The 16,944-nt window shown below is 71.7% G+C and carries 20 protein-coding genes and 1 pseudogene; 18 read left to right on the top strand and 3 right to left on the bottom strand.

Going from position 1 to position 16,944, the window contains the following annotated elements:
* Both ACFWA7_RS30135 and ACFWA7_RS30130 read left to right on the top strand, forming a co-directional pair.
* Positions 1-519, top strand: a pseudogene (locus ACFWA7_RS30135) (AAA family ATPase); the annotation flags it as partial.
* Between the two features lie 129 nt (positions 520-648).
* A complete protein-coding gene (locus ACFWA7_RS30130; RefSeq protein WP_385544375.1) occupies positions 649-1,491 on the top strand; it encodes a serine protease in 843 nt (280 codons plus the stop codon).
* A gap of 74 nt (positions 1,492-1,565) precedes the next feature.
* On the opposite strand, the gene ACFWA7_RS30125 is transcribed toward ACFWA7_RS30130, so the two are convergent.
* Positions 1,566-3,257 carry a chitinase gene (locus ACFWA7_RS30125; RefSeq protein WP_385826232.1) on the bottom strand — a complete coding sequence of 564 codons (1,692 nt, stop codon included), beginning with the start codon at positions 3,255-3,257 and terminating at the stop codon, positions 1,566-1,568.
* A gap of 262 nt (positions 3,258-3,519) precedes the next feature.
* Between ACFWA7_RS30125 and ACFWA7_RS30120 the strand changes: the two genes are divergently transcribed.
* The 16 genes from ACFWA7_RS30120 to ACFWA7_RS30045 all read left to right on the top strand — a co-directional run bounded on the left by ACFWA7_RS30120 (position 3,520) and on the right by ACFWA7_RS30045 (position 15,952).
* Positions 3,520-4,371: a hypothetical protein gene (locus ACFWA7_RS30120; RefSeq protein WP_385544369.1), complete on the top strand. Its 852-nt coding sequence runs from the start codon at positions 3,520-3,522 to the stop codon at positions 4,369-4,371.
* A gap of 69 nt (positions 4,372-4,440) precedes the next feature.
* The gene (cpaB, locus tag ACFWA7_RS30115) at positions 4,441-5,145 is read left to right on the top strand and encodes a Flp pilus assembly protein CpaB (RefSeq protein WP_385544367.1); all 705 of its coding nucleotides are present in this window, start codon (positions 4,441-4,443) and stop codon (positions 5,143-5,145) included.
* A gap of 7 nt (positions 5,146-5,152) precedes the next feature.
* Positions 5,153-6,385, top strand: a complete 1,233-nt coding sequence (locus ACFWA7_RS30110; protein WP_385826230.1) for a CpaE family protein — start codon at positions 5,153-5,155, stop codon at positions 6,383-6,385.
* On the top strand, positions 6,382-6,771 hold the full coding sequence (locus tag ACFWA7_RS30105; protein WP_385544361.1) for a TadE/TadG family type IV pilus assembly protein: 390 nt from the start codon (positions 6,382-6,384) through the stop codon (positions 6,769-6,771). Before ACFWA7_RS30110 ends, ACFWA7_RS30105 begins: the two co-directional genes overlap by 4 nt.
* A gap of 20 nt (positions 6,772-6,791) precedes the next feature.
* Complete coding sequence (locus ACFWA7_RS30100; RefSeq protein ID WP_385826228.1) at positions 6,792-7,238, top strand: TadE/TadG family type IV pilus assembly protein; 447 nt, start codon at positions 6,792-6,794, stop codon at positions 7,236-7,238.
* A complete protein-coding gene (locus tag ACFWA7_RS30095) occupies positions 7,235-8,572 on the top strand; it encodes a CpaF family protein (RefSeq protein WP_385544356.1) in 1,338 nt (445 codons plus the stop codon). The genes ACFWA7_RS30100 and ACFWA7_RS30095 overlap by 4 nt, the downstream gene beginning before the upstream one ends.
* 8 nt (positions 8,573-8,580) lie before the next feature.
* Positions 8,581-9,519, top strand: a complete 939-nt coding sequence (locus ACFWA7_RS30090; RefSeq protein WP_385544354.1) for a type II secretion system F family protein — start codon at positions 8,581-8,583, stop codon at positions 9,517-9,519.
* A 10-nt stretch (positions 9,520-9,529) separates the two neighbouring features.
* A complete protein-coding gene (locus ACFWA7_RS30085; RefSeq protein ID WP_385544351.1) occupies positions 9,530-10,417 on the top strand; it encodes a DUF5936 domain-containing protein in 888 nt (295 codons plus the stop codon).
* Between the two features lie 10 nt (positions 10,418-10,427).
* On the top strand, positions 10,428-11,702 hold the full coding sequence (locus ACFWA7_RS30080) for a sensor histidine kinase (RefSeq protein ID WP_385826226.1): 1,275 nt from the start codon (positions 10,428-10,430) through the stop codon (positions 11,700-11,702).
* Entirely contained in the window at positions 11,699-12,463 is a 765-nt protein-coding gene (locus ACFWA7_RS30075) for a response regulator (RefSeq protein ID WP_385544346.1), read from the top strand. The genes ACFWA7_RS30080 and ACFWA7_RS30075 overlap by 4 nt, the downstream gene beginning before the upstream one ends.
* 129 nt (positions 12,464-12,592) lie before the next feature.
* Positions 12,593-12,823, top strand: a complete 231-nt coding sequence (locus ACFWA7_RS30070) for a hypothetical protein (protein ID WP_067163534.1) — start codon at positions 12,593-12,595, stop codon at positions 12,821-12,823.
* Positions 12,820-13,515: a pilus assembly protein TadG-related protein gene (locus ACFWA7_RS30065; RefSeq protein ID WP_385544413.1), complete on the top strand. Its 696-nt coding sequence runs from the start codon at positions 12,820-12,822 to the stop codon at positions 13,513-13,515. The genes ACFWA7_RS30070 and ACFWA7_RS30065 overlap by 4 nt, the downstream gene beginning before the upstream one ends.
* A 43-nt stretch (positions 13,516-13,558) precedes the next feature.
* On the top strand, positions 13,559-14,149 hold the full coding sequence (locus ACFWA7_RS30060; RefSeq protein WP_385826224.1) for a hypothetical protein: 591 nt from the start codon (positions 13,559-13,561) through the stop codon (positions 14,147-14,149).
* 8 nt (positions 14,150-14,157) lie between these two features.
* Complete coding sequence (locus tag ACFWA7_RS30055; protein ID WP_385544340.1) at positions 14,158-14,823, top strand: OmpA family protein; 666 nt, start codon at positions 14,158-14,160, stop codon at positions 14,821-14,823.
* Between the two features lie 278 nt (positions 14,824-15,101).
* Positions 15,102-15,524, top strand: coding sequence for an SRPBCC family protein (locus ACFWA7_RS30050; protein ID WP_385826222.1), 423 nt, complete (start codon positions 15,102-15,104; stop codon positions 15,522-15,524).
* Positions 15,524-15,952, top strand: coding sequence for a MarR family winged helix-turn-helix transcriptional regulator (locus ACFWA7_RS30045; RefSeq protein WP_385544334.1), 429 nt, complete (start codon positions 15,524-15,526; stop codon positions 15,950-15,952). The genes ACFWA7_RS30050 and ACFWA7_RS30045 overlap by 1 nt, the downstream gene beginning before the upstream one ends.
* 7 nt (positions 15,953-15,959) lie before the next feature.
* On the opposite strand, the gene ACFWA7_RS30040 is transcribed toward ACFWA7_RS30045, so the two are convergent.
* Both ACFWA7_RS30040 and ACFWA7_RS30035 read right to left on the bottom strand, forming a co-directional pair.
* Complete coding sequence (locus tag ACFWA7_RS30040; protein ID WP_385544331.1) at positions 15,960-16,355, bottom strand: VOC family protein; 396 nt, start codon at positions 16,353-16,355, stop codon at positions 15,960-15,962.
* A gap of 124 nt (positions 16,356-16,479) precedes the next feature.
* Positions 16,480-16,845 carry a DUF192 domain-containing protein gene (locus ACFWA7_RS30035; RefSeq protein WP_385544328.1) on the bottom strand — a complete coding sequence of 122 codons (366 nt, stop codon included), beginning with the start codon at positions 16,843-16,845 and terminating at the stop codon, positions 16,480-16,482.
* Positions 16,846-16,944 lie beyond the last annotated feature (99 nt).

Genomic DNA, 16,944 nt, shown 5'->3' with positions numbered 1-16,944 from the left:
GCTGCGGGGCCGATCCGCGCGGAAGCCCGAGGACCGCTTCCGGGAGGCCCCTGGAGACCGCCGACCGGGTGGTCGCGTGCGTGCTGTGGATCGACGAGATCGAGAAGGGTCTGGCGGGCCGGGACGACGGCACGGGCGTGCCGCAGCGGATCACCGGGCAGTTCCTGTTCTGGCTCCAGGAGTCCCGCTCGCGCGCCTTCGTGGTCGCCACCGCCAACGATGTGCGTGGCCTGCCGCCCGAGCCGCTGCGCAAGGGCGGCTTCGACGAGCTGTCCTTCGTGGACCTGCCGGACGCGCAGGACCGCAAGGAGATCATCCAGCTCTCCTACCGCCGCTATGTGAAGGCCGACCCCGACCCCGGCCAGCCGGCCCGCCCGATCGACCTCAGGAACGACCCCGAGCAGATCGAGGAGATCCGGGCATGGGGCCGCGAACGCGCGGTGGCAGCGGGCCGCGCGACGGCCACGGCCGCGCAGAGGTGCGGGGCCGGCTCGGCGGATCGTGTTCATGGAGGACTGACCGTGTTCGGGCGACGGTTGATCGACCTGGCCTGAACTCGACGGTTGCCCCCAGGGGTTGGCGCGTCCAACAATGCGCATGACAACTTCAGGAACCCACTCCTGAATCCCTTCAGAGGGGAACCCCCACATGAAGAAGCCTCTCGTCGGCACGGTGCTCGCGCTTCTGCTCGTCGGAGCGGGTGCGGCACCGGTCGTCGCGGCGCCGCACACCCACAGCGGCGCCAAGGCGACGGTCAAGGCGGTCGACTTCGCCGGAACGGTCGCGCTCAGCAACTGTTCCGGGTCGCTGATCCGCACGCCCAACTCCCAGCCGAACGACCCCGCTCTCATCCTCTCGAACGGCCACTGCCTGGAGACCGGATTCCCGGCCGCCGGCGAGGTCATCACCGACCAGCCCTCCACGCGCAGCTTCTCGCTGCTCAACGGCTCGGGCAGCAAGGTCGGCACACTGCGGGCCACCAAGGTCTCGTACGCGACGATGACCGACACCGACATCACGGTCTACGAGCTGGGCAAGACGTACGCGCAGATCCAGAGCCAGTACGGGATCGGCGCGCTCACGCTCAACGACCAGCACCCGGTCGCGGGCACCGCCATCAAGGTGGTCTCCGGCTACTGGAAGCGCACCTACAGCTGCAACATCGACGGGTTCGCCTACCGGCTCAAGGAGGGCGACTGGACCTGGAAGGACTCGGTCCGGTACACCTCCGCCTGCCAGACCATCGGCGGCACCTCGGGCTCCCCGGTCATCGACACGGCCACCGGCAAGGTGGTCGCGGTGAACAACACCGGTAACGAGGACGGTCAGCGCTGCACCGAGAACAACCCGTGCGAGGTGGACCAGAACGGCAAGGTCACCGTCCGCTACAAGATCAACTATGCCCAGGAGACGTACATCATCGTCCCCTGCATAGGTACCGGTAACAAGTTCGACCTCGGTCGGCCTGGTTGCACCCTGCCCAAGCCGTAACGGCTCCAGCGGCCGTAACAGCGGAGATCCCCGCGTCCCGGGAAAGGGGCGCGGGGAACCTCAGTCTCCCCCTGTTACGGAAGCGCGTGGACGTGCGGGCCCACCGCGTTCGACCAGGCGTTGCCCGACCTGGCGTCCCAGTTCGTGGACCAGGTCATCGCGCCCCGCAGGCCCGGCCACGTCTTCGACGGTTTGAAGGAGCCGCAGTTGGTGCCCGCCGTCAGGCAGTCCAGCGCCGCGTTCACCACCGACGGCGAGACGTAGCCGCTGCCCGCGCCGCTCGTCGAGGCCGGCAGGCCGAGGCCCACCTGGGACGGGTCCAGGCCGCCCTGGAGCTGGATGCAGGCGAGCGCGGTCAGGAAGTCGACCGTGCCCTGCGAGTAGACCCTGCCGTCGCAGCCGTTCATCGAACCGCTGTTGTAGTACTGCATGTTGACGACGGTCAGGATGTCCTTGATGTTCAGCGCCGTCTTGAAGTACTCGTTCGACGTCGACTGCATGTCGATCGTCTGCGGCGCCATCGTGATGACGAGCTTGCTGCCGGCCTTCGATGCCAGCGAGCGCAGCGCCTGCGTCATGTACGTGGAGTTGAGGCCGTTCTCCAGGTCGATGTCGACGCCGTCGAAGCCGTACGTCTGCATCATCGAATACACCGAGTTGGCGAAGTTCGTCGCCGAGGTGGAGTCGTTGATCGATACCGTGCCGTTCTGGCCGCCGATGGAGATGATCACCGACTTGCCCGCCGCGTGCTTGGCGGCGATGTCCGCCTTGAACTGGTCGACGGTGTAGCCGCCGAGGCCGCTGGAGTCGAGGTTGAAGGTCACCCCGCCCGGTGTGCCGGTGGCGTCCGCGAAGGACACCGCGATGATGTCGTAGTCGGCGGGCACGTCGCTGATCCTCTGGACGGTCGCGCCGTTGTTGAAGTTCTGCCAGTAGCCGGTCACCGCGTGCTTGGGCACGTTGCCGCCGCCGCCCGGATTGCCGGTCGCCGACGTCCTGCCGGTCACCGCCGCCGACTTCGCGGACTCACCGGCCGCGTTGGTCGCGGTCACCTGGAACTGGTACGAGGTCGACGCGCTCAGCCCGGTCACGGTCGCCGAACCGCCGCTCACCGACTGCACCTTGGCGCCGTCGCGGTAGACGTTGTACCCGCTCGCGTTGGAGACCGCGCCCCAGGAGAGGTCCACGGACGAGGACGTCACCGAGCCGACCGCGAGGCCGCCCGGGGCCGCCGGGACCGTCGGGGCCGGGTCGCCGCCCCCGCCGCCGTCCGGGCCGAAGACCGAGATGTCGTCGGCGTAGTACGCGGGCTGGCCGTACCAGCCGTGCGTGAAGATCTGCACGGACGTGGTGGAGGCGCCGGTCTTGAAGGTCGTCGACAGCTGGTTCCAGCCGCCACCGGTGCCCGGCGTCCAGGTGGAGACGTCGCCGGTGCCGGTCCCGGTGGCGCCGAGGTAGACGTACGAGCCCTGGACCCAGGAGCTCAGTGTGTACGTCGAGTTGGGCTTCACGGCGACGCTCTGGACGCACTGGCCGGTGTCGGAGCCCGACGGGGTCGCCTTGAGGGCGGCGGCTCCGCCGTGCACGGGCGAGGAGACGGCGGCGCCGCTCCCGGCCGTACAGCTCCAGTTGGCGAGCCCCGACTCGAAGCCCGCGTTCCTGGCGTTGTTGACGTCCGCCGCGTGTGCGGTGCCGGTGAGTCCGGCTATGGACAGGGCGCCGGCCACGGCCACGGCCAAGCCGATTCTGCCGCTTGCTCGTTTCACTTGCTGCCTCCGGTGGGGGAGTTGGGAGGTCGGTGGGGAGGTGGGGCGCGCGCTGTGCGTACAAGCTGGTCCAGACCTGCGTACAAACTGGTCCAGACCAATCCGCTTGTCAAGACCTCTGGCGCCCTTCGTGGCATCACAGAAACGAGAAGACTGTTCACCCGCAGCTATCTCCTGGATACAGTGCTGGTTCAGGAGGGAAGTGCGGTGATCACTTACGGCTGAGGGGGCCCGCCACGGGCCGAGGGAACGGGGACTTGATGTGCCAACTGCGATAGCCGTCACCAGCCCGGACCTGGTGTTACCGGCGGCCGATCCACACACGCCGCCACCGGCGGTCTTCTCGTCCCCGGACGTCCAGCCGCTCGACGCCGCACTCGCCCACGCGCACCGCCTGCTCGACCTGCACGGCCATGTCGTCGTCCTGTACCCGGAGTCGCTTCCGGCCGCCCACGAGCAGCGGCTGCACACCGTCCGCTCGATCCTGGAGAGCGACCGGATCGCGCTGATCGGATCGCCGCTGCCGCCGCTCGGCCTGGCCGTGCTCGCGCGCCAGCTGTGCCGGCTGTCGGTGTGCGACTTCAGCCCCGGTGTGCTCGCCTCGGCCGCCCGCCTCCTCGCGCACTACATCCACGCGGGCGCCGTACTGAACTCGGTCACCCGGCTCGACCGCGTCCCGGTCGGACTCAAGACGCACGCCAAGTCCTGGCTGCCCGGCAGCCAGTTCGCGGTGCTCGCCCATCCGGTCCCGCAACTCGTCAGGATCGGCACCGGCGACCTGGAGGGGCCCGACTACGCCTGCCACCTGCTGGTGGCGAGCGCGGCGGCGCCCTCCGAGTGGGTCACCGCCACGCTCGCCCCCGGCTGGCAGGTCGGCGCGGTGCTGGAAGCTCCGCTGCCGGGGTACTCGCCCTCCTGGTGGGGGACGTCCAAGCTCACCGAGTTCGCCGCCCATCTGTCCGACCTGTCCGTGCTCTACCAGCTCGTGGCGTCCGTGCGACGGGAGTCGTGCCGGTGGTGCGGCATGGAACTCATCGGCGACCGCTGCGGGTTCTGCGCCTCCCCCGTCGCCGCCCCCGAGCTCCGGCTGCCCGCGGGAGGCACGTACAGCTAGCCGCCGCGCAGCCCGCCCGGTGGCCCTTGTCCGCTCAGTCCCACGTCATCGAACGAGGTCGTACGGTCAATGAACTCCCGTCAGCGCCGTGGCGTCATCCTTCTCCTGGTCTCGGTCCTGTGCGCCGCCGGGGCCTTCGCCGGGGTCCTCTCGGTGATCCACGACGCCAACTCGAAGGTCGGCCCCGAGGTGACGGCGTACCGGGTGAAGGGCGTGATCGAGCCCTACAAGGAGCTGAAGGAGAGCCAGTTCGAGAAGACGTCGATGCCCGAGCGGTGGCTCCCCGGCAACGCGGTCACCGACCTCTCCCGCATCCGCGGAATGATCGCCGTCACCAAGCTCAGGGCCGGTTCGCTGCTCCAGTCCGACATGATCGTGAAGCGGCCCGAGCTCCGGCCCGGCGAGCAGGAGATCGCCATCATGATCGATGCCTCCACCGGTGTGGCGGGCAAGATCACGCCGGGCTCCTCGGTGAACATCTTCGCCACTTTCGCCGCCGCCAAGCAGGGCGACACCCCCCAGTCGAAGATCATCGTCTCCGGCGCCAGGGTCATCGACGTGGGCAGCCTGAAGGCCCTCGACCCCGGCCGCGACGACCGCGGCAAGAGCACCGAGGCGGTCCCGATCACCTTCGCCCTGGGCACCGTCGACGCCCAGCGCGTCGCGTACGCGGAGTCCTTCGCCCAGCACGTGCGGCTCGCGCTCGTCGCGCCCGGCAGCGACCCCTCGGTCCCGCCCGGCGACCGTACGTACCGCCTCGAAAAGGACCAGTGAGGTTCGGATGACCACCAGGATCCTCCCGGCCGTCGGGGACGCCGACGCCGCCCGGTCCGTCACCACCCTGCTCAGCCAGCTCCCCGACGCCGAACCCGCCGCGCCCGTCGCGGACTCGACCCAGCTCCTGGACACCCTGGCCCGGCTCGCCGGGGACTCCCTGGACGAGCTGCCCGAGGTCGTCCTCGTCCACGAGCGCATCGGGCCGGTTCCCGCCCTCGACCTGGTCCGCGAGGTCGCCCTGCGCTTCCCCGCCGTCGGCGTCGTCCTGATCACCTCCGACGCGGGCCCCGGCCTCTTCGCCGCCGCCATGGACTCGGGCGCGCGCGGCCTGGTCACCCTGCCGCTGCACTACGAGGAGCTGGTCAGCCGGGTGCAGGTGGCCGCCCAGTGGTCGGTCGGGGTCCGCCGCCACCTGGGCGGCGGGGGCGAGGCCTCCAGCGGCCCCGGCGGCACGGTCGTCACCGTCACCGGCGCCAAGGGCGGCGTCGGCGCCACCGTCACCGCCGTCCACCTCGCCCTCGCGGCGCGGGCGTCGGGCCGCACCACGGCCCTGGTCGACATGGACCTCCAGGCCGGGGACGTGGCCTCGTTCCTCGACGTCCAGTTCCGCCGCTCCATCGCGGACCTCGCCACGATCAGCGACATCTCGCCCCGGGTCCTCCAGGACGCCCTGTTCACCCACTCCACCGGCGTCGGCCTGCTGCTCGCCCCCGGCGACGGCGAGCGGGCCGAGGAGGTCACCGACCGCGCGGCCCGCCAGATCCTCTCCGCCCTGCGCCACCGCTACGAAGTGGTGATCGTGGACTGCGGCACCCAGATGAACGGCGCCAACGCCGCCGCCGTCGAACTGGCCGACACCGCCCTGCTGGTGACCACCCCGGACGTGGTGTCGGTACGGGCCGCCAAGCGGATCGTACGGATGTGGGACCGCCTGCAGATCCGCAAGGCCGAGGAGACCACCACCGTGGTCAACCGGCACACCCGCGCCACCGAGATCCAGCCCGCGCTCGTCCAGAAGGTCACCGGCACCCGGATCACCCGCACCTCCGTCCCCGCCAACTTCAAGGAGCTGCAGGCCGTCGTCGACGCCGGGCGCCTCCACGACCTGGACGCCAAGTCCACGGTCAAGCAGGCGCTGTGGACGCTCGCGGGCGAGCTGGGCCTGGTGAAGGGGGCTCCGGCGCCGGAGAAGAGCGGCCGGGGCACCCTCGTGCTGCGGCGCCGGGGGCACGGATGAGGGGCATACGGTCGCGGGCCGACCGGGACCGGGGCCAGATCATCGTCGAGTTCACCGGGATGGTGCCGATCATCCTGGTGACCCTCGCCGCGATCTGGCAACTGGTGCTGACCGGGTACGCGTTCACGGTCGCCGGACATGTGGCGGACGAGGGCGCCCGGGCGGGCGCGGCCAGGGACGGCGGCGCGGCGGCGTGCGCGGCGGCCGTGCGGGCGGCGGCGCCGGACGGCTGGGAGGTGTCCGCGCAGGAGTGCGGGGGCGGCGGGAAGGACGTCTTCACCGCCACCGTCGGCGTAAGGGTCCCGGTGCTCTTCCCCGGCGCGTTCACCGTGCCGCTCACCACCGTGCACGGGCACGCCGGTGCGGCCCGCGAGGAGGAGCCGTGAGGCGCCCGGGGTGCGGAGCCGTGAGGCGCCCGGCGCGGCGGTCCCCGTGGACCCGGTGGTCCCCCGGGGCCGGAAGCCGGGGCCGGGCCCGCGACCGGGGCTCCGCCGCCGTCGAGTACCTCGGCTTCCTGCCGCTGCTGCTCCTGGTCGCGCTCGCCGGCGTCCAGCTGGGGCTCGCCGCGTACGCCGCCCAGCAGGCGGGCACGGCCGCCCGGGCAGCCGCCCGTACCGGCGCGCAGACGGAACGGGCGGGCGGCGCCGCCCAGGCAGGGAAGGCCGCGGTGAGCGACTGGGTCGGCCGGCGCGCCGACATCGGCGTGGCGGGCTGCCCCGGGGCCACGGTGACCGCCACGGTCACCGTCTCCATCCCGTCCGTCTTCCCCGGCATCGACCACTTCGGCCCGGTCCGCAAGAGCGCCACCATGCCCTGCGACGAGAGCAACCAGCCGAGGAGGCACGTCACATGAGCCTGCGGGCCCGTATCACCGCCCCCGAGGAGACCCGGGGCGGCGAGGGCGACGCGCATCTCGTCGCCGCCTACCGGGGCAAGCTCCTGGAGGAGATCGACCTCGCCGAGATGTCCTCGCTCGCCGCCGCCGAGCGCCGGGCGCGGCTCGAACGCGTCCTCGGCCACATCCTCAGCCGCGAAGGCCCGGTCCTGTCCACCGGTGAGCGGGCCCAGCTGATCCGCCGGGTCGTCGACGAGGCGCTGGGCCTGGGCGTACTGGAACCGCTCCTCGAAGACGCCTCCGTCACCGAGATCATGGTCAACGGCCCCGACCAGATCTACGTGGAGCGCGGCGGACGGGTCGAGCGGCTGCCGATGCGGTTCGCCTCGCACGAGCAGCTGATGCAGACCATCGAGCGGATCGTGTCGACCGTCAACCGCCGGGTCGACGAGTCCAACCCGATGGTCGACGCCCGGCTGCCGTCCGGCGAGCGCGTCAACGTGATCATCCCGCCGCTCTCGCTGACCGGCGCGACCCTCACCATCCGCCGCTTCCCGCGCTCCTTCACGCTCCCCGAGCTGATCGCCTTCGGCTCGCTCGACCAGTCCATGCTGATGCTGCTCGCCGGGCTGATCCAGGCGAAGTTCAACGTGATCGTCTCCGGTGCCACCGGCACCGGCAAGACGACCCTGCTCAACGCCCTCTCCGGACTCATCCCCGAGCACGAGCGCATCATCACCATCGAGGACTCCGCCGAACTCCAGCTCCAGCAGAGCCATGTGATCCGCCTTGAGGCCCGCCCGGCCAACGTCGAGGGCAAGGGCCACGTCTCCATCCGCGACCTGGTCCGCAACTCGCTGCGTATGCGCCCCGACCGGATCGTGGTCGGCGAGGTGCGCGGCGGCGAGTCCCTCGACATGCTCCAGGCGATGTCCACCGGCCACGACGGCTCACTCGCCACGGTCCACGCCAACAGCGCCGAGGACGCCCTGATGCGGCTCCAGACCCTGGCCTCCATGTCCGAGATCAAGATCCCGTTCGAGGCGTTGCACGACCAGATCAACTCGGCCGTCGACGTCCTGGTCCAGCTCACCCGGCACGCCGACGGCTCCCGCCGGATCACCGAGATCGCCCTGCTCGACTCGCACGGCCGCGACCCCTACCGGCTCGCCACCGTCGCCCGCTTCGACCCCCGCCCGATGGCCGCCGACGGGCGCGTCCACGGCGAGTTCCGCCACTTCCCGGTCCCGCGCCGCGTCGCCGAGCGCCTCTACCTCGCGGGCCAGCCCGTCCCGCAGGCGTTCGGCATCGCCTCCTTCGACGAACAGCTCGCCACCCGAGAGGCCAGGTAGCACCGCCCATGTCCGCACTCACCCAGCTGACGATCGGGGTCACGCTGCTCGCCTGCGCGGCGGCGGTCGTCGGTGTGCACGCGTACGCCACGGGGCGCGCCCAGCGCCGGGCCCTGGTCGAACGGCTCTCCACCGCCGGGGAGCTGCCGCCCGCCGGACGCCGGCGGCCCTTCGCCGGGGTGGACCGCAGGCTGCGCCGCACCCTGGTCGGCAAGCGCATCGAGCGCAAGCTCGCGGTGACCGGCCTGGACCTCACCCCGGGCGAGTTCTTCGTCTACGTACTCGCCGCGGTCGTCGGGCTGTGGGTGGTCGCCGCCTCGGTGCTCGCCTCCTTCTTCGGCCCGCTCGCTGCCCTCGCCGGGCTGTGGGCGGCCAACACCTTCCTGAACTGGCAGCGCACCCGGCGCACCGAGGCGTTCATCAACCAGCTCCCCGAGATCTCCCGCGTGATCGCCAACGCCACCCAGGCCGGGCTCGCCCTGCGCACCGCGATCGCCATGGCGGCGGACGAGCTGGAGGCCCCGGCGGGCGACGAGCTCAAGGCGGTCGCCGACCAGCTCGCCGTCGGCCGCACCCTCGACGACGCGCTCGGCGAGCTGGCCCACCGGCTGCCCTCGCGCGAACTGGTCGTCCTCGTCTCGACGCTGATCCTCTCCAACCGGGCGGGCGGCGCGGTCGTCAACTCGCTGCGCAACCTCACCACCACCCTGGAGGAGCGCAAGGAGACCCGGCGCGAGGTGCGCACCCAGCTGTCCCAGGTGAACACCACGGCGTACGCGGTCCCGGCGATCGGGGTCGGTGCCATGCTGCTGGTCAACCAGATCGCGCCGGGCTCGCTCGCCAAGATGACCGGCTCGTTCCTGGGCCAGGCAGCGGTCGTCGTGGCGCTCGGGCTCTACGCGCTGGGCTTCGTCGCGATCCGCCGCATCTCGAAGATCGACGTCTGAGGGGGCGGGCATGGAACTGATCCTGGGACTCATCGGCGGGCTCAGCGTCCTGGGCGCCTTCCAGGGCGTACGGATGTACCGCGCCGAGGCCAAGCTCCCCGGCGACCTGGCCCTCGCCCTGGAGGTCGGCGCCACCCGCACCACTCGGACCGGCGGCGCCATCGACCGCCTCGGCATCCGCTACGCCCCGCTCGTACTGCGGCTGATGGGGCCCAGGCGCGTCGGCGAGAAACGCCGCAGGATCGACATGGCGGGCAACCCCGGCGGCCTGACCATCGACCGGTACGCGGCGCGGCGCGCGGTGTACGGGGCGCTCGGCGCGGTCGGCGCGGTGGTGATGCTCTCCGGCGGCAACTATCTGCTGGCCCTGCTGATGGTCGCGTTCGCGTACTACTGGGTCGAGGTCGGCATCTGGGCGGCCGTCCGCCGCCGCCGCGACGACATCGAGCGGACCCTGCCGGACTTCCTCGACGTCCTCGCGGTGGTGGTCTCCGCCGGGCTCGGCTTCCGCCAGGCCCTGGAGCGGGTCGCGGAGCAGTACGAGGGCCCCTGGGCCGACGAGGTGCGGATCGCGCTGCGCCAGTTGGACATGGGGGTCAGCCGTCGCCAGGCCTTCGACGACCTGCGCCGGCGCAACGACTCCGAGCAGGTCGCCATGTTCGTCACGGCGCTCCAGCAGGGTGAGGAGCTGGGCGCGCCGATCGTGGACACGCTGATAGCGATCGCCACCGACATGCGCCGCACCGACGCCCAGAACGCCCGCCGCAAGGCGGCCAAGGCGGTGCCGAAGGCGACGCTGATGGTCACCACGTTCATGGTGCCCGCCACCATGATCCTGATGGCGTCCGCGATGCTGCTCGGGTCCGAGGCCGACATCGGCTCGCTCACGGGGAAGTGAGGGGACCACCATGCCGAGATCGACACAGCAGCACGGCCTGCCCCCCGAGCCCGAGGTCTCCCTCCAGCTCAACGCCCTTCAGGCGCTCTGCCGCCAGGTCTTCCTGTTCCGGCTCGCGATGATAGGGCTCGGCACCCCCTTCGCCCTGGCCAACTCGGCCCGGGGCATCGCCACTTGGCTGGTCTCCGGAGCCGTGCTGATCACCTTCATGGGCTCGTACGCGCTCTACCGCGACTGGGAGCGCTTCGGCCCGCTGCTGCTGCGCCACCCGTGGCTGCTGGGCGTGGACACCGCGTTCGGCGCGCTGCTGCTGTTCACCGCGACCCCCGACTCCCCGCTCGGCTACGTCGTCGTCTGCACCCCGCTGCTCGCCGGACTGGTGTACGGGTGGCGGGGCGCGGGCGTCTTCGCCGGGCTCCAGTGCGTGATCCTGGCGCTCGCGTACATGGCCCAGCGCCAGCACCACCAGCCGGTCGCCCCGGCCCTGCTGCTGCCGGGCTTCTGCGTCCTCGCGGGCGCGGCCGGGGTCGCGCTGCGGGGCCTGCTGCTGCGGTTCGGGGTGGCCTCGCGGGCGCTCACCGAAGCACGGGCGAGGCTGGCGGTGGAGGAGGAACGGGCGAGGCTGGCACGGGAGTTGCACGACTCGGTCGCCAAGACCCTGTACGGCGTGGCGCTCGCCGCCGAGGGCCTGGCGGCCTCGGCCGACCGCACCGACCCGGTCGCGGTCCGCCGAGGGGCGACCCTGGTGGCCCGCTCGGCCCGCCGCGCCGCCGCCGAGTCCCGCGAACTCCTCGCCGACCTGCGCCGTGAGCCGGGCCCGGACGGGGGAGTGGACGTACTGGCGGAACTGGCGGCGCGGGCAAGGGACTTCGCGGGCAGAGGTGAAGACATGGGCGTGAGCTACCGCTCCCTCTCCCGGGACGGGTCCGCGATGCGGGTCCCGCACCCGATCGCCCGCCAGCTCCTCACCATCGCCTCGGAGGCGCTGGAGAACGCCCACCGCCACGCGGGCCCGGCGCGTGTGGACGTGTCGGCGGGCGTGGTCGGGGACGTGCTCCGCATCAGCGTGTACGACGACGGGCGCGGCCTGCCCCCCGGCACCACCCTCGACGGGCTGCGCCGGGCGGGCCACTTCGGCCTGGTCGGCATGGTCGAGCGCGCGGCGGACCTCGGCGCGCGCATCCGCATCGGCCGGGGCGAGGCGGCGAGGGGCACGGAGGTCCGCCTGGACCTGCCGCTGGCGGCGCTGGGAGCCGTACGGGCCGTGGAGAGGAGCGGGGTGTGACCCGGGTGCTGGTGGCGGACGACAACCCGGTCGTACGGGCCGGACTCACCGCGCTGCTCGACGGCCACGCCGGCACGGAGGTCGTGGCCGAGGCGGCGGACGGCCGCGAGGCGTACGAGGCGGCCCTACTGCACCGGCCGGACGTGGTCCTGCTCGATGTGCGGATGCCCGGCGTGGACGGCCTCGCGGCACTGCCCCGCCTGGTGCGGGTGGCGCCGGTGATGATGCTGACGTACAGCGGCGAGGACGAGACCGTACGCGAGGCGCTGCGGCTGGGTGCGCGAGGCTATCTGGTGCACGGCGAGTTCACTGTGGAACAACTGGTCGGCGCGGTACGGGGCATCGGGCTCGGCCGCGCGCCTTTCTCGGCGACGGCGGCGAGGGCACTGGGTGTCATGGAGGGGGCGGAGGGCGTTGCCTGTCCCATCCCCCCTCCGGGTGTCGTGCCCCGGTCGATTTCATTAAATCCGAACGAAGAGGCTTCGCGGATGCAACCGGATGTGGGACAGTCGTCACCGGGGCGCCGGAGGGAAACTCCGCTCTTCCGCAAGGGACTTGGAGTACACCGGCTCAGCAGGAGGGAGGTGGAGGTGATGGAGCTGATCACGGCGGGCATGAGCAATCAGCAGATCGCCGCCGCCTGCTTCATCAGCGAGAAGACGGTGAAGAACCACATCAACCGGATCTTCGCGAAGCTACACAGCAACAGCCGCACCCAGGCGGTCGCGACGTGGCTGGGGACGCGGGGGGCGGCGGGATGAGGGGGCATCGGCGCCAACCTCCCTCCCGGGCCGGGAATTGGGCCCAGGGGCCCTGTGCCGGAACCGGAGGGCCCGGGTACGGTGCGGCTGTCGAGCGCGGCACCGCCGTAGACCCCGGAGGGGACCACCATGAACGACAAGCTCCTCAAGCCCGCGACCGCCGCCAGGATCCGGGTCCACGGCTGGCTGAACACCACGGCGACGGCGCTGCGGCGGCGGGGGGACCGGGGGCAGGGCGCGGTCGAGTACATGGGGATCATCATCGTGGTGGTGGCGATCATTCTGGTGCTTACGCAGACGAATTTCGGCACGACGATCGCCGGGAAGATCACGGCGGCGATCAACAAGATCAACCCCTGACCTCACCCGCGTCCCGCCGCCTCACCGGCGACCGGGGGCAGGCCTTCCCCATCTACATCACCGCGGTGGCCGGCCTGCTCTTCCTCGCGTTCGCGTACTTCGCGGTGGGCCAGGCGGCGATGAAGCGCAACGAGGCCCAGACGGCGGCGGACGCGGCCGCCCTCGCGGCGGCCCAGGACTTCCGGGACCAGCTGAGGAACGGCCTGCTCGACACCTTCGACCTCGCGCGCTGGCAGAAGCTGCTCGACGGCGACCGGGGCGGGCTGATCCCGCACGACTCCTGCCCGGCGGCACGTGATCTCGCCTCGCGCAACGACGCCACGGCCGACACCTGCGAGCTGTCCTTCCAGCCTGAGCCCACCTACCAAGTGGCCGTGCAGACCAACAAGACGGCGGGCCATTCGGTCATCGCCGCCACACAGGACCACAAGGGCAAGGCGAAGGCGGCCGCCGTGGTCGTACCGCGCTGCCACCTCCAGGAGGCGCCCGGGAACGGGCCCACCACAGAGGCTTCGGAGCCGGCGCCCGGCCCGGCCCCCGGCGAGTCCCCGCCCCCCGGCGGGCCGGCGGGCGGGCAGAAGGCGTACCGGCTCGTCTGCGACAAGAAGCGGGACTTCGAGATCGACCCCGGCCACCTCGACCTCCTGCCGAAGGCGTCCGACCTGTTCTCCGTCCATCTGGCCGACAAGTAAGCGTATGAAGTGCGCAGCACGAAGGACCGAGGGGGCTTCACTCATGGACAAGGCCAAGATCAGGGCGCGGACGAGAGGCGCGGTGGTCGCGGCGGCTGCCGCCGCCCTGGCGCTCACCCTGACCGCCTGCGGGGGAGACGGCGGGGGCAAGCCGAAGGGCGGCGACAAGGCCTCCACCGCTCCGACGGTGTCCGGCGGGAAGAACACCCCGTCCGGCGGCCCGTCCACGCAGAGCACCGAGGTCCTTGCGACCATCAGCGGCACCGACGGCGTCGAGGTGGTGGTCAACTCGGCGAAGCGGGACGCCGGAGGGTTCGTGACGGTGCAGGGCGTCGTGAAGAACGGGTCCAAGAACCTGTTCTCCGCGCCCGGATGGCAGGGCAGCGAGCAGGAGCTGAGGAGCAACGGCGCCTCCATGGCGGGCGCGGCGCTGGTCGACAAGGCGGGCAAGAAGCGGTACCTGATCCTGCGCGACACGGACGGCCGCTGCCTGTGCTCGCAGTTCACGACGGGCATCCAGGCGGGGGAGGAAGCCCCCTTCTACACCCAGTTCCCCGCCCCCCCCGCCCCCGTAACAGAAGTCGACTTCCAGCTCCCCACCATGCCCACCGCCACCATCAAGATCTCCGGCTGAGGCACCCCATGCAGGCCACCCAGGCACCACCCGCGACCCCGGCCCCGGCCCCCGGCCACCCCCGCCGCCGTCACGCCCGCTCCGCGGCCCTCGCCGCCGCGGTGCTGCTGTTCGTCGGGGCGGGGACGGGCGCGGCCGTCGCCGACGATCCGAATCCCACCGCCGTGCCCGCCGCCGCCCCGCCCGTGAAGGTCGACGCCAACGCGCCCGGGCTCAAACTCTCCGACGGGGCGACGCTCGCCGCGCCGAGGGTCATCGACATCAAGTCGGTCGTCGAGGACATGGGCGGCGAGGAGCGCCGCGCCGACACCAACGCCGACATCTCCTTCGCCCTGCAGGCCGAAGTCCTCTTCGGCAAGGACAGCGCCGCGCTCTCCGCCGAGGCGAGCGGCCGCATCCAGGCGATCGCCGACGAGGTCAAGAAGCAGAAGGCCACGAACGTCCGGGTGTTCGGCTTCACCGACAACCTCGGTACGCACGAGCACGGCGTCGTCCTGTCCAGGCAGCGCGCGGACGCCGTCCAGGGCGCGCTCTCGCAGGCGGTGGGCGGCGCGGTCACCTTCGACATCCGGGGGTACGCGGAGGACTACCCGATCGCGGACAACTCCTCGGAGGACGGCCGCCGCAAGAACCGCCGGGTCGAGGTGTCCTTCCCGCGCGGGGCGACCGGGTAAAGACGGGCCGGTGCGAGGGCGGGCCCGGCCGGCCGGGTGGAGGTGCGGTCGGCCGGGCCCCGTATGTGCGCGGGCCCCCGTCAACGTCCGTTGGAAGTGACGCTCCCGCGCACCACAGAGGCTGCCAGCCGGGGCGTACCGGGGACTTGGAAAAAAGCGCACGTCGGCGTGAGACGGCTGGGAATCGACGGTGAGGGCAAGGAGTGTGGACAGATAGTCTGCGCGCAGATAATCTACGGAGAGCTTAATTCGCGCAGAGGATGAACAGGGGAGCCGACATGTGGGTGTACGAGCACGGAGTCGAGACCAGCGCCGCTCCTGAGGCCGTCTGGCGGCTGTGGGCCGACGTGGAGAACTGGGGCGCCTGGAACGCGGACGTCCAGAAGATCGAGATCCGGGGGCCGTTCGCGGCCGGATCCGAGATCACCATGGGGGCGGACGGTCAGGACCCGATCGAGCTGCGGATCGCCGAAGTGGCCGAGAACGAGCTGTTCGTGGACGAGGCCCGCTTCGACGGCCTGGTCCTGCGCACCGCGCACCGGCTCGACCGGCTGGGCCAGGACCGTACCCGGGTGGTCTACCGGATGGAGATCACCGGCGCGGCGGCCGACGAGGTGGGCCCGGAGATCGGCCCGGCCGTCACCGCCGACTGGCCGGAGACCATGGCCGCGCTCGTCCGGCTCGCGGAGGCGCGGCACTGATGGCGCTCACCCCCGGCGAGAGCCCCGGGTTCCTGCTCTGGCACGCCACGCTGCGCTGGCAGCGCGGGGTGACCGCGGCCCTCACGCCGCTGGGCCTCACCCATGTGCAGTTCGTGCTGCTCGCGTGCACCTGGTGGCTCAACGGGCAGGGGGAGCACCCCAACCAGCTGGCGGTCGCCCGCCAGGCCGGTACCGACGTCAAGATGACGTCCCAGGTCGTCCGTACGCTGGAGGGCAAGGGCCTGCTCGTACGCGAGACCGACCCGGCGGACACCCGGGCCAAGCGGCTGCGGGTGACGGAAGCCGGGGCGGAGCTCGCGCCGCGGGCGATCGCGGCGGTCGAGGCGGTGGACGCGGAGTTCTTCCGGCCGGTGCCGGTGGGCGAGGTGGTGGCGCTGCTCGCGGCGCTGGCCCGGCCGGAAGAGTGAACCCGCGCTATGAGCCGGTGCTGCCGCTTCCGTACGGCCTGGTGATCATCTCCATGGCGTGGCCGGACGGGTCGAGGAAGTAGACGCCCCGGCCGCCGTCGTTGTGGTTGATCTCGTCGGGGCGCTTCATGTACGGATCGGCGAAGTACCGTACGCCCCACTGCTTGATCTTCTCGAAGCCGGCGTCGAACTCGTCCTCGGAGACGAGGAAGGCGTAGTGCTGCGGCACGATCTTGTCCGGGTCGCCGGTGGCGAAGTCCAGGGTGACGCCGTTGCCGGTCTCGACGGGGATGAACGGTCCCCACTCGTCACCGACCCGCAGCCCCAGGATGTCCGCCAGGAACTCGGCGGAAGCCCGCTTGTCGCGGGAGTGGACGATGGTGTGATTCAACTCGACTGACACGGTGGAATGCCTCCAACAGGCATCTCACGGGCACCTCCACGCTCACCCGGCCGGTGACCAACGCGCGACGCCGTGGTCGTGATCGTAAGCAGGGGCGCGCGGGGCGGGCAAGGCGACTTCCGGCTTACGGGTGCGCCCCATGCAGGTGCACGCGCACCCGCACGCCCGGCCGGATGCCCCACCCCGCCATCGCGCCCGCCTCCGCCTCCAGGATGTGGCGGGCGCGGAGGCGGGGGGCGGTGAGGCGGTTCGGGGGGACGGTGTGGAGGGTGATGACGCGGAGGTGGCGGTCCAGGTAGGCGACGTCCAGGGGGAAGCGCATGCGGAAGGTGTGTACGGAGGTGGCGGGGCTGAGGAGGACGGCGCCCTGGACCCCGTCCCGGCCGAGGAGTCCGCGGGTACGGGCCCGATAGGACGCGGCGATTTCGAGGGGGACGAGGTGCCCCTCTTCGACCGCCAACTGGCCTTGCCCGTCCCGCCATCGCGCCATGGGCCCACGCTACAGAGCCCCCACCCCGCCCGTTCCCTGAACCCTCCGGGGGTGGGTGGGGGTGGAGGCTCGTTTCCCGGGGGCTGCGCCCCCGGACCC

Origin of the sequence: Streptomyces sp. NPDC059994 (assembly GCF_042737755.1) — a bacterium.
In the GTDB taxonomy this organism is placed as follows: Bacteria; Actinomycetota; Actinomycetes; order Streptomycetales; family Streptomycetaceae; genus Streptomyces.
Note: the sequence above shows the minus strand (reverse complement) of the source record. Positions and strands in the feature narration are given on the sequence as shown.

Excerpts from the sequence above, each read along its gene's own strand:
- ACFWA7_RS30060 (WP_385826224.1), top strand. The coding sequence starts at position 13,559 with ATGGACAAGGCCAAGATCAGGGCGCGGACGAGAGGCGCGGTGGTCGCG.
- ACFWA7_RS30095 (WP_385544356.1), top strand. The coding sequence starts at position 7,235 with ATGAGCCTGCGGGCCCGTATCACCGCCCCCGAGGAGACCCGGGGCGGC.
- ACFWA7_RS30090 (WP_385544354.1), top strand. The coding sequence starts at position 8,581 with ATGTCCGCACTCACCCAGCTGACGATCGGGGTCACGCTGCTCGCCTGC.
- ACFWA7_RS30050 (WP_385826222.1), top strand. The coding sequence starts at position 15,102 with ATGTGGGTGTACGAGCACGGAGTCGAGACCAGCGCCGCTCCTGAGGCC.
- ACFWA7_RS30055 (WP_385544340.1), top strand. The coding sequence starts at position 14,158 with ATGCAGGCCACCCAGGCACCACCCGCGACCCCGGCCCCGGCCCCCGGC.
- ACFWA7_RS30035 (WP_385544328.1), bottom strand. The coding sequence starts at position 16,845 with ATGGCGCGATGGCGGGACGGGCAAGGCCAGTTGGCGGTCGAAGAGGGG.
- cpaB (WP_385544367.1), top strand. The coding sequence starts at position 4,441 with ATGAACTCCCGTCAGCGCCGTGGCGTCATCCTTCTCCTGGTCTCGGTC.
- ACFWA7_RS30085 (WP_385544351.1), top strand. The coding sequence starts at position 9,530 with ATGGAACTGATCCTGGGACTCATCGGCGGGCTCAGCGTCCTGGGCGCC.
- ACFWA7_RS30105 (WP_385544361.1), top strand. The coding sequence starts at position 6,382 with ATGAGGGGCATACGGTCGCGGGCCGACCGGGACCGGGGCCAGATCATC.
- ACFWA7_RS30045 (WP_385544334.1), top strand. The coding sequence starts at position 15,524 with ATGGCGCTCACCCCCGGCGAGAGCCCCGGGTTCCTGCTCTGGCACGCC.
- ACFWA7_RS30070 (WP_067163534.1), top strand. The coding sequence starts at position 12,593 with ATGAACGACAAGCTCCTCAAGCCCGCGACCGCCGCCAGGATCCGGGTC.
- ACFWA7_RS30080 (WP_385826226.1), top strand. The coding sequence starts at position 10,428 with ATGCCGAGATCGACACAGCAGCACGGCCTGCCCCCCGAGCCCGAGGTC.
- ACFWA7_RS30130 (WP_385544375.1), top strand. The coding sequence starts at position 649 with ATGAAGAAGCCTCTCGTCGGCACGGTGCTCGCGCTTCTGCTCGTCGGA.
- ACFWA7_RS30110 (WP_385826230.1), top strand. The coding sequence starts at position 5,153 with ATGACCACCAGGATCCTCCCGGCCGTCGGGGACGCCGACGCCGCCCGG.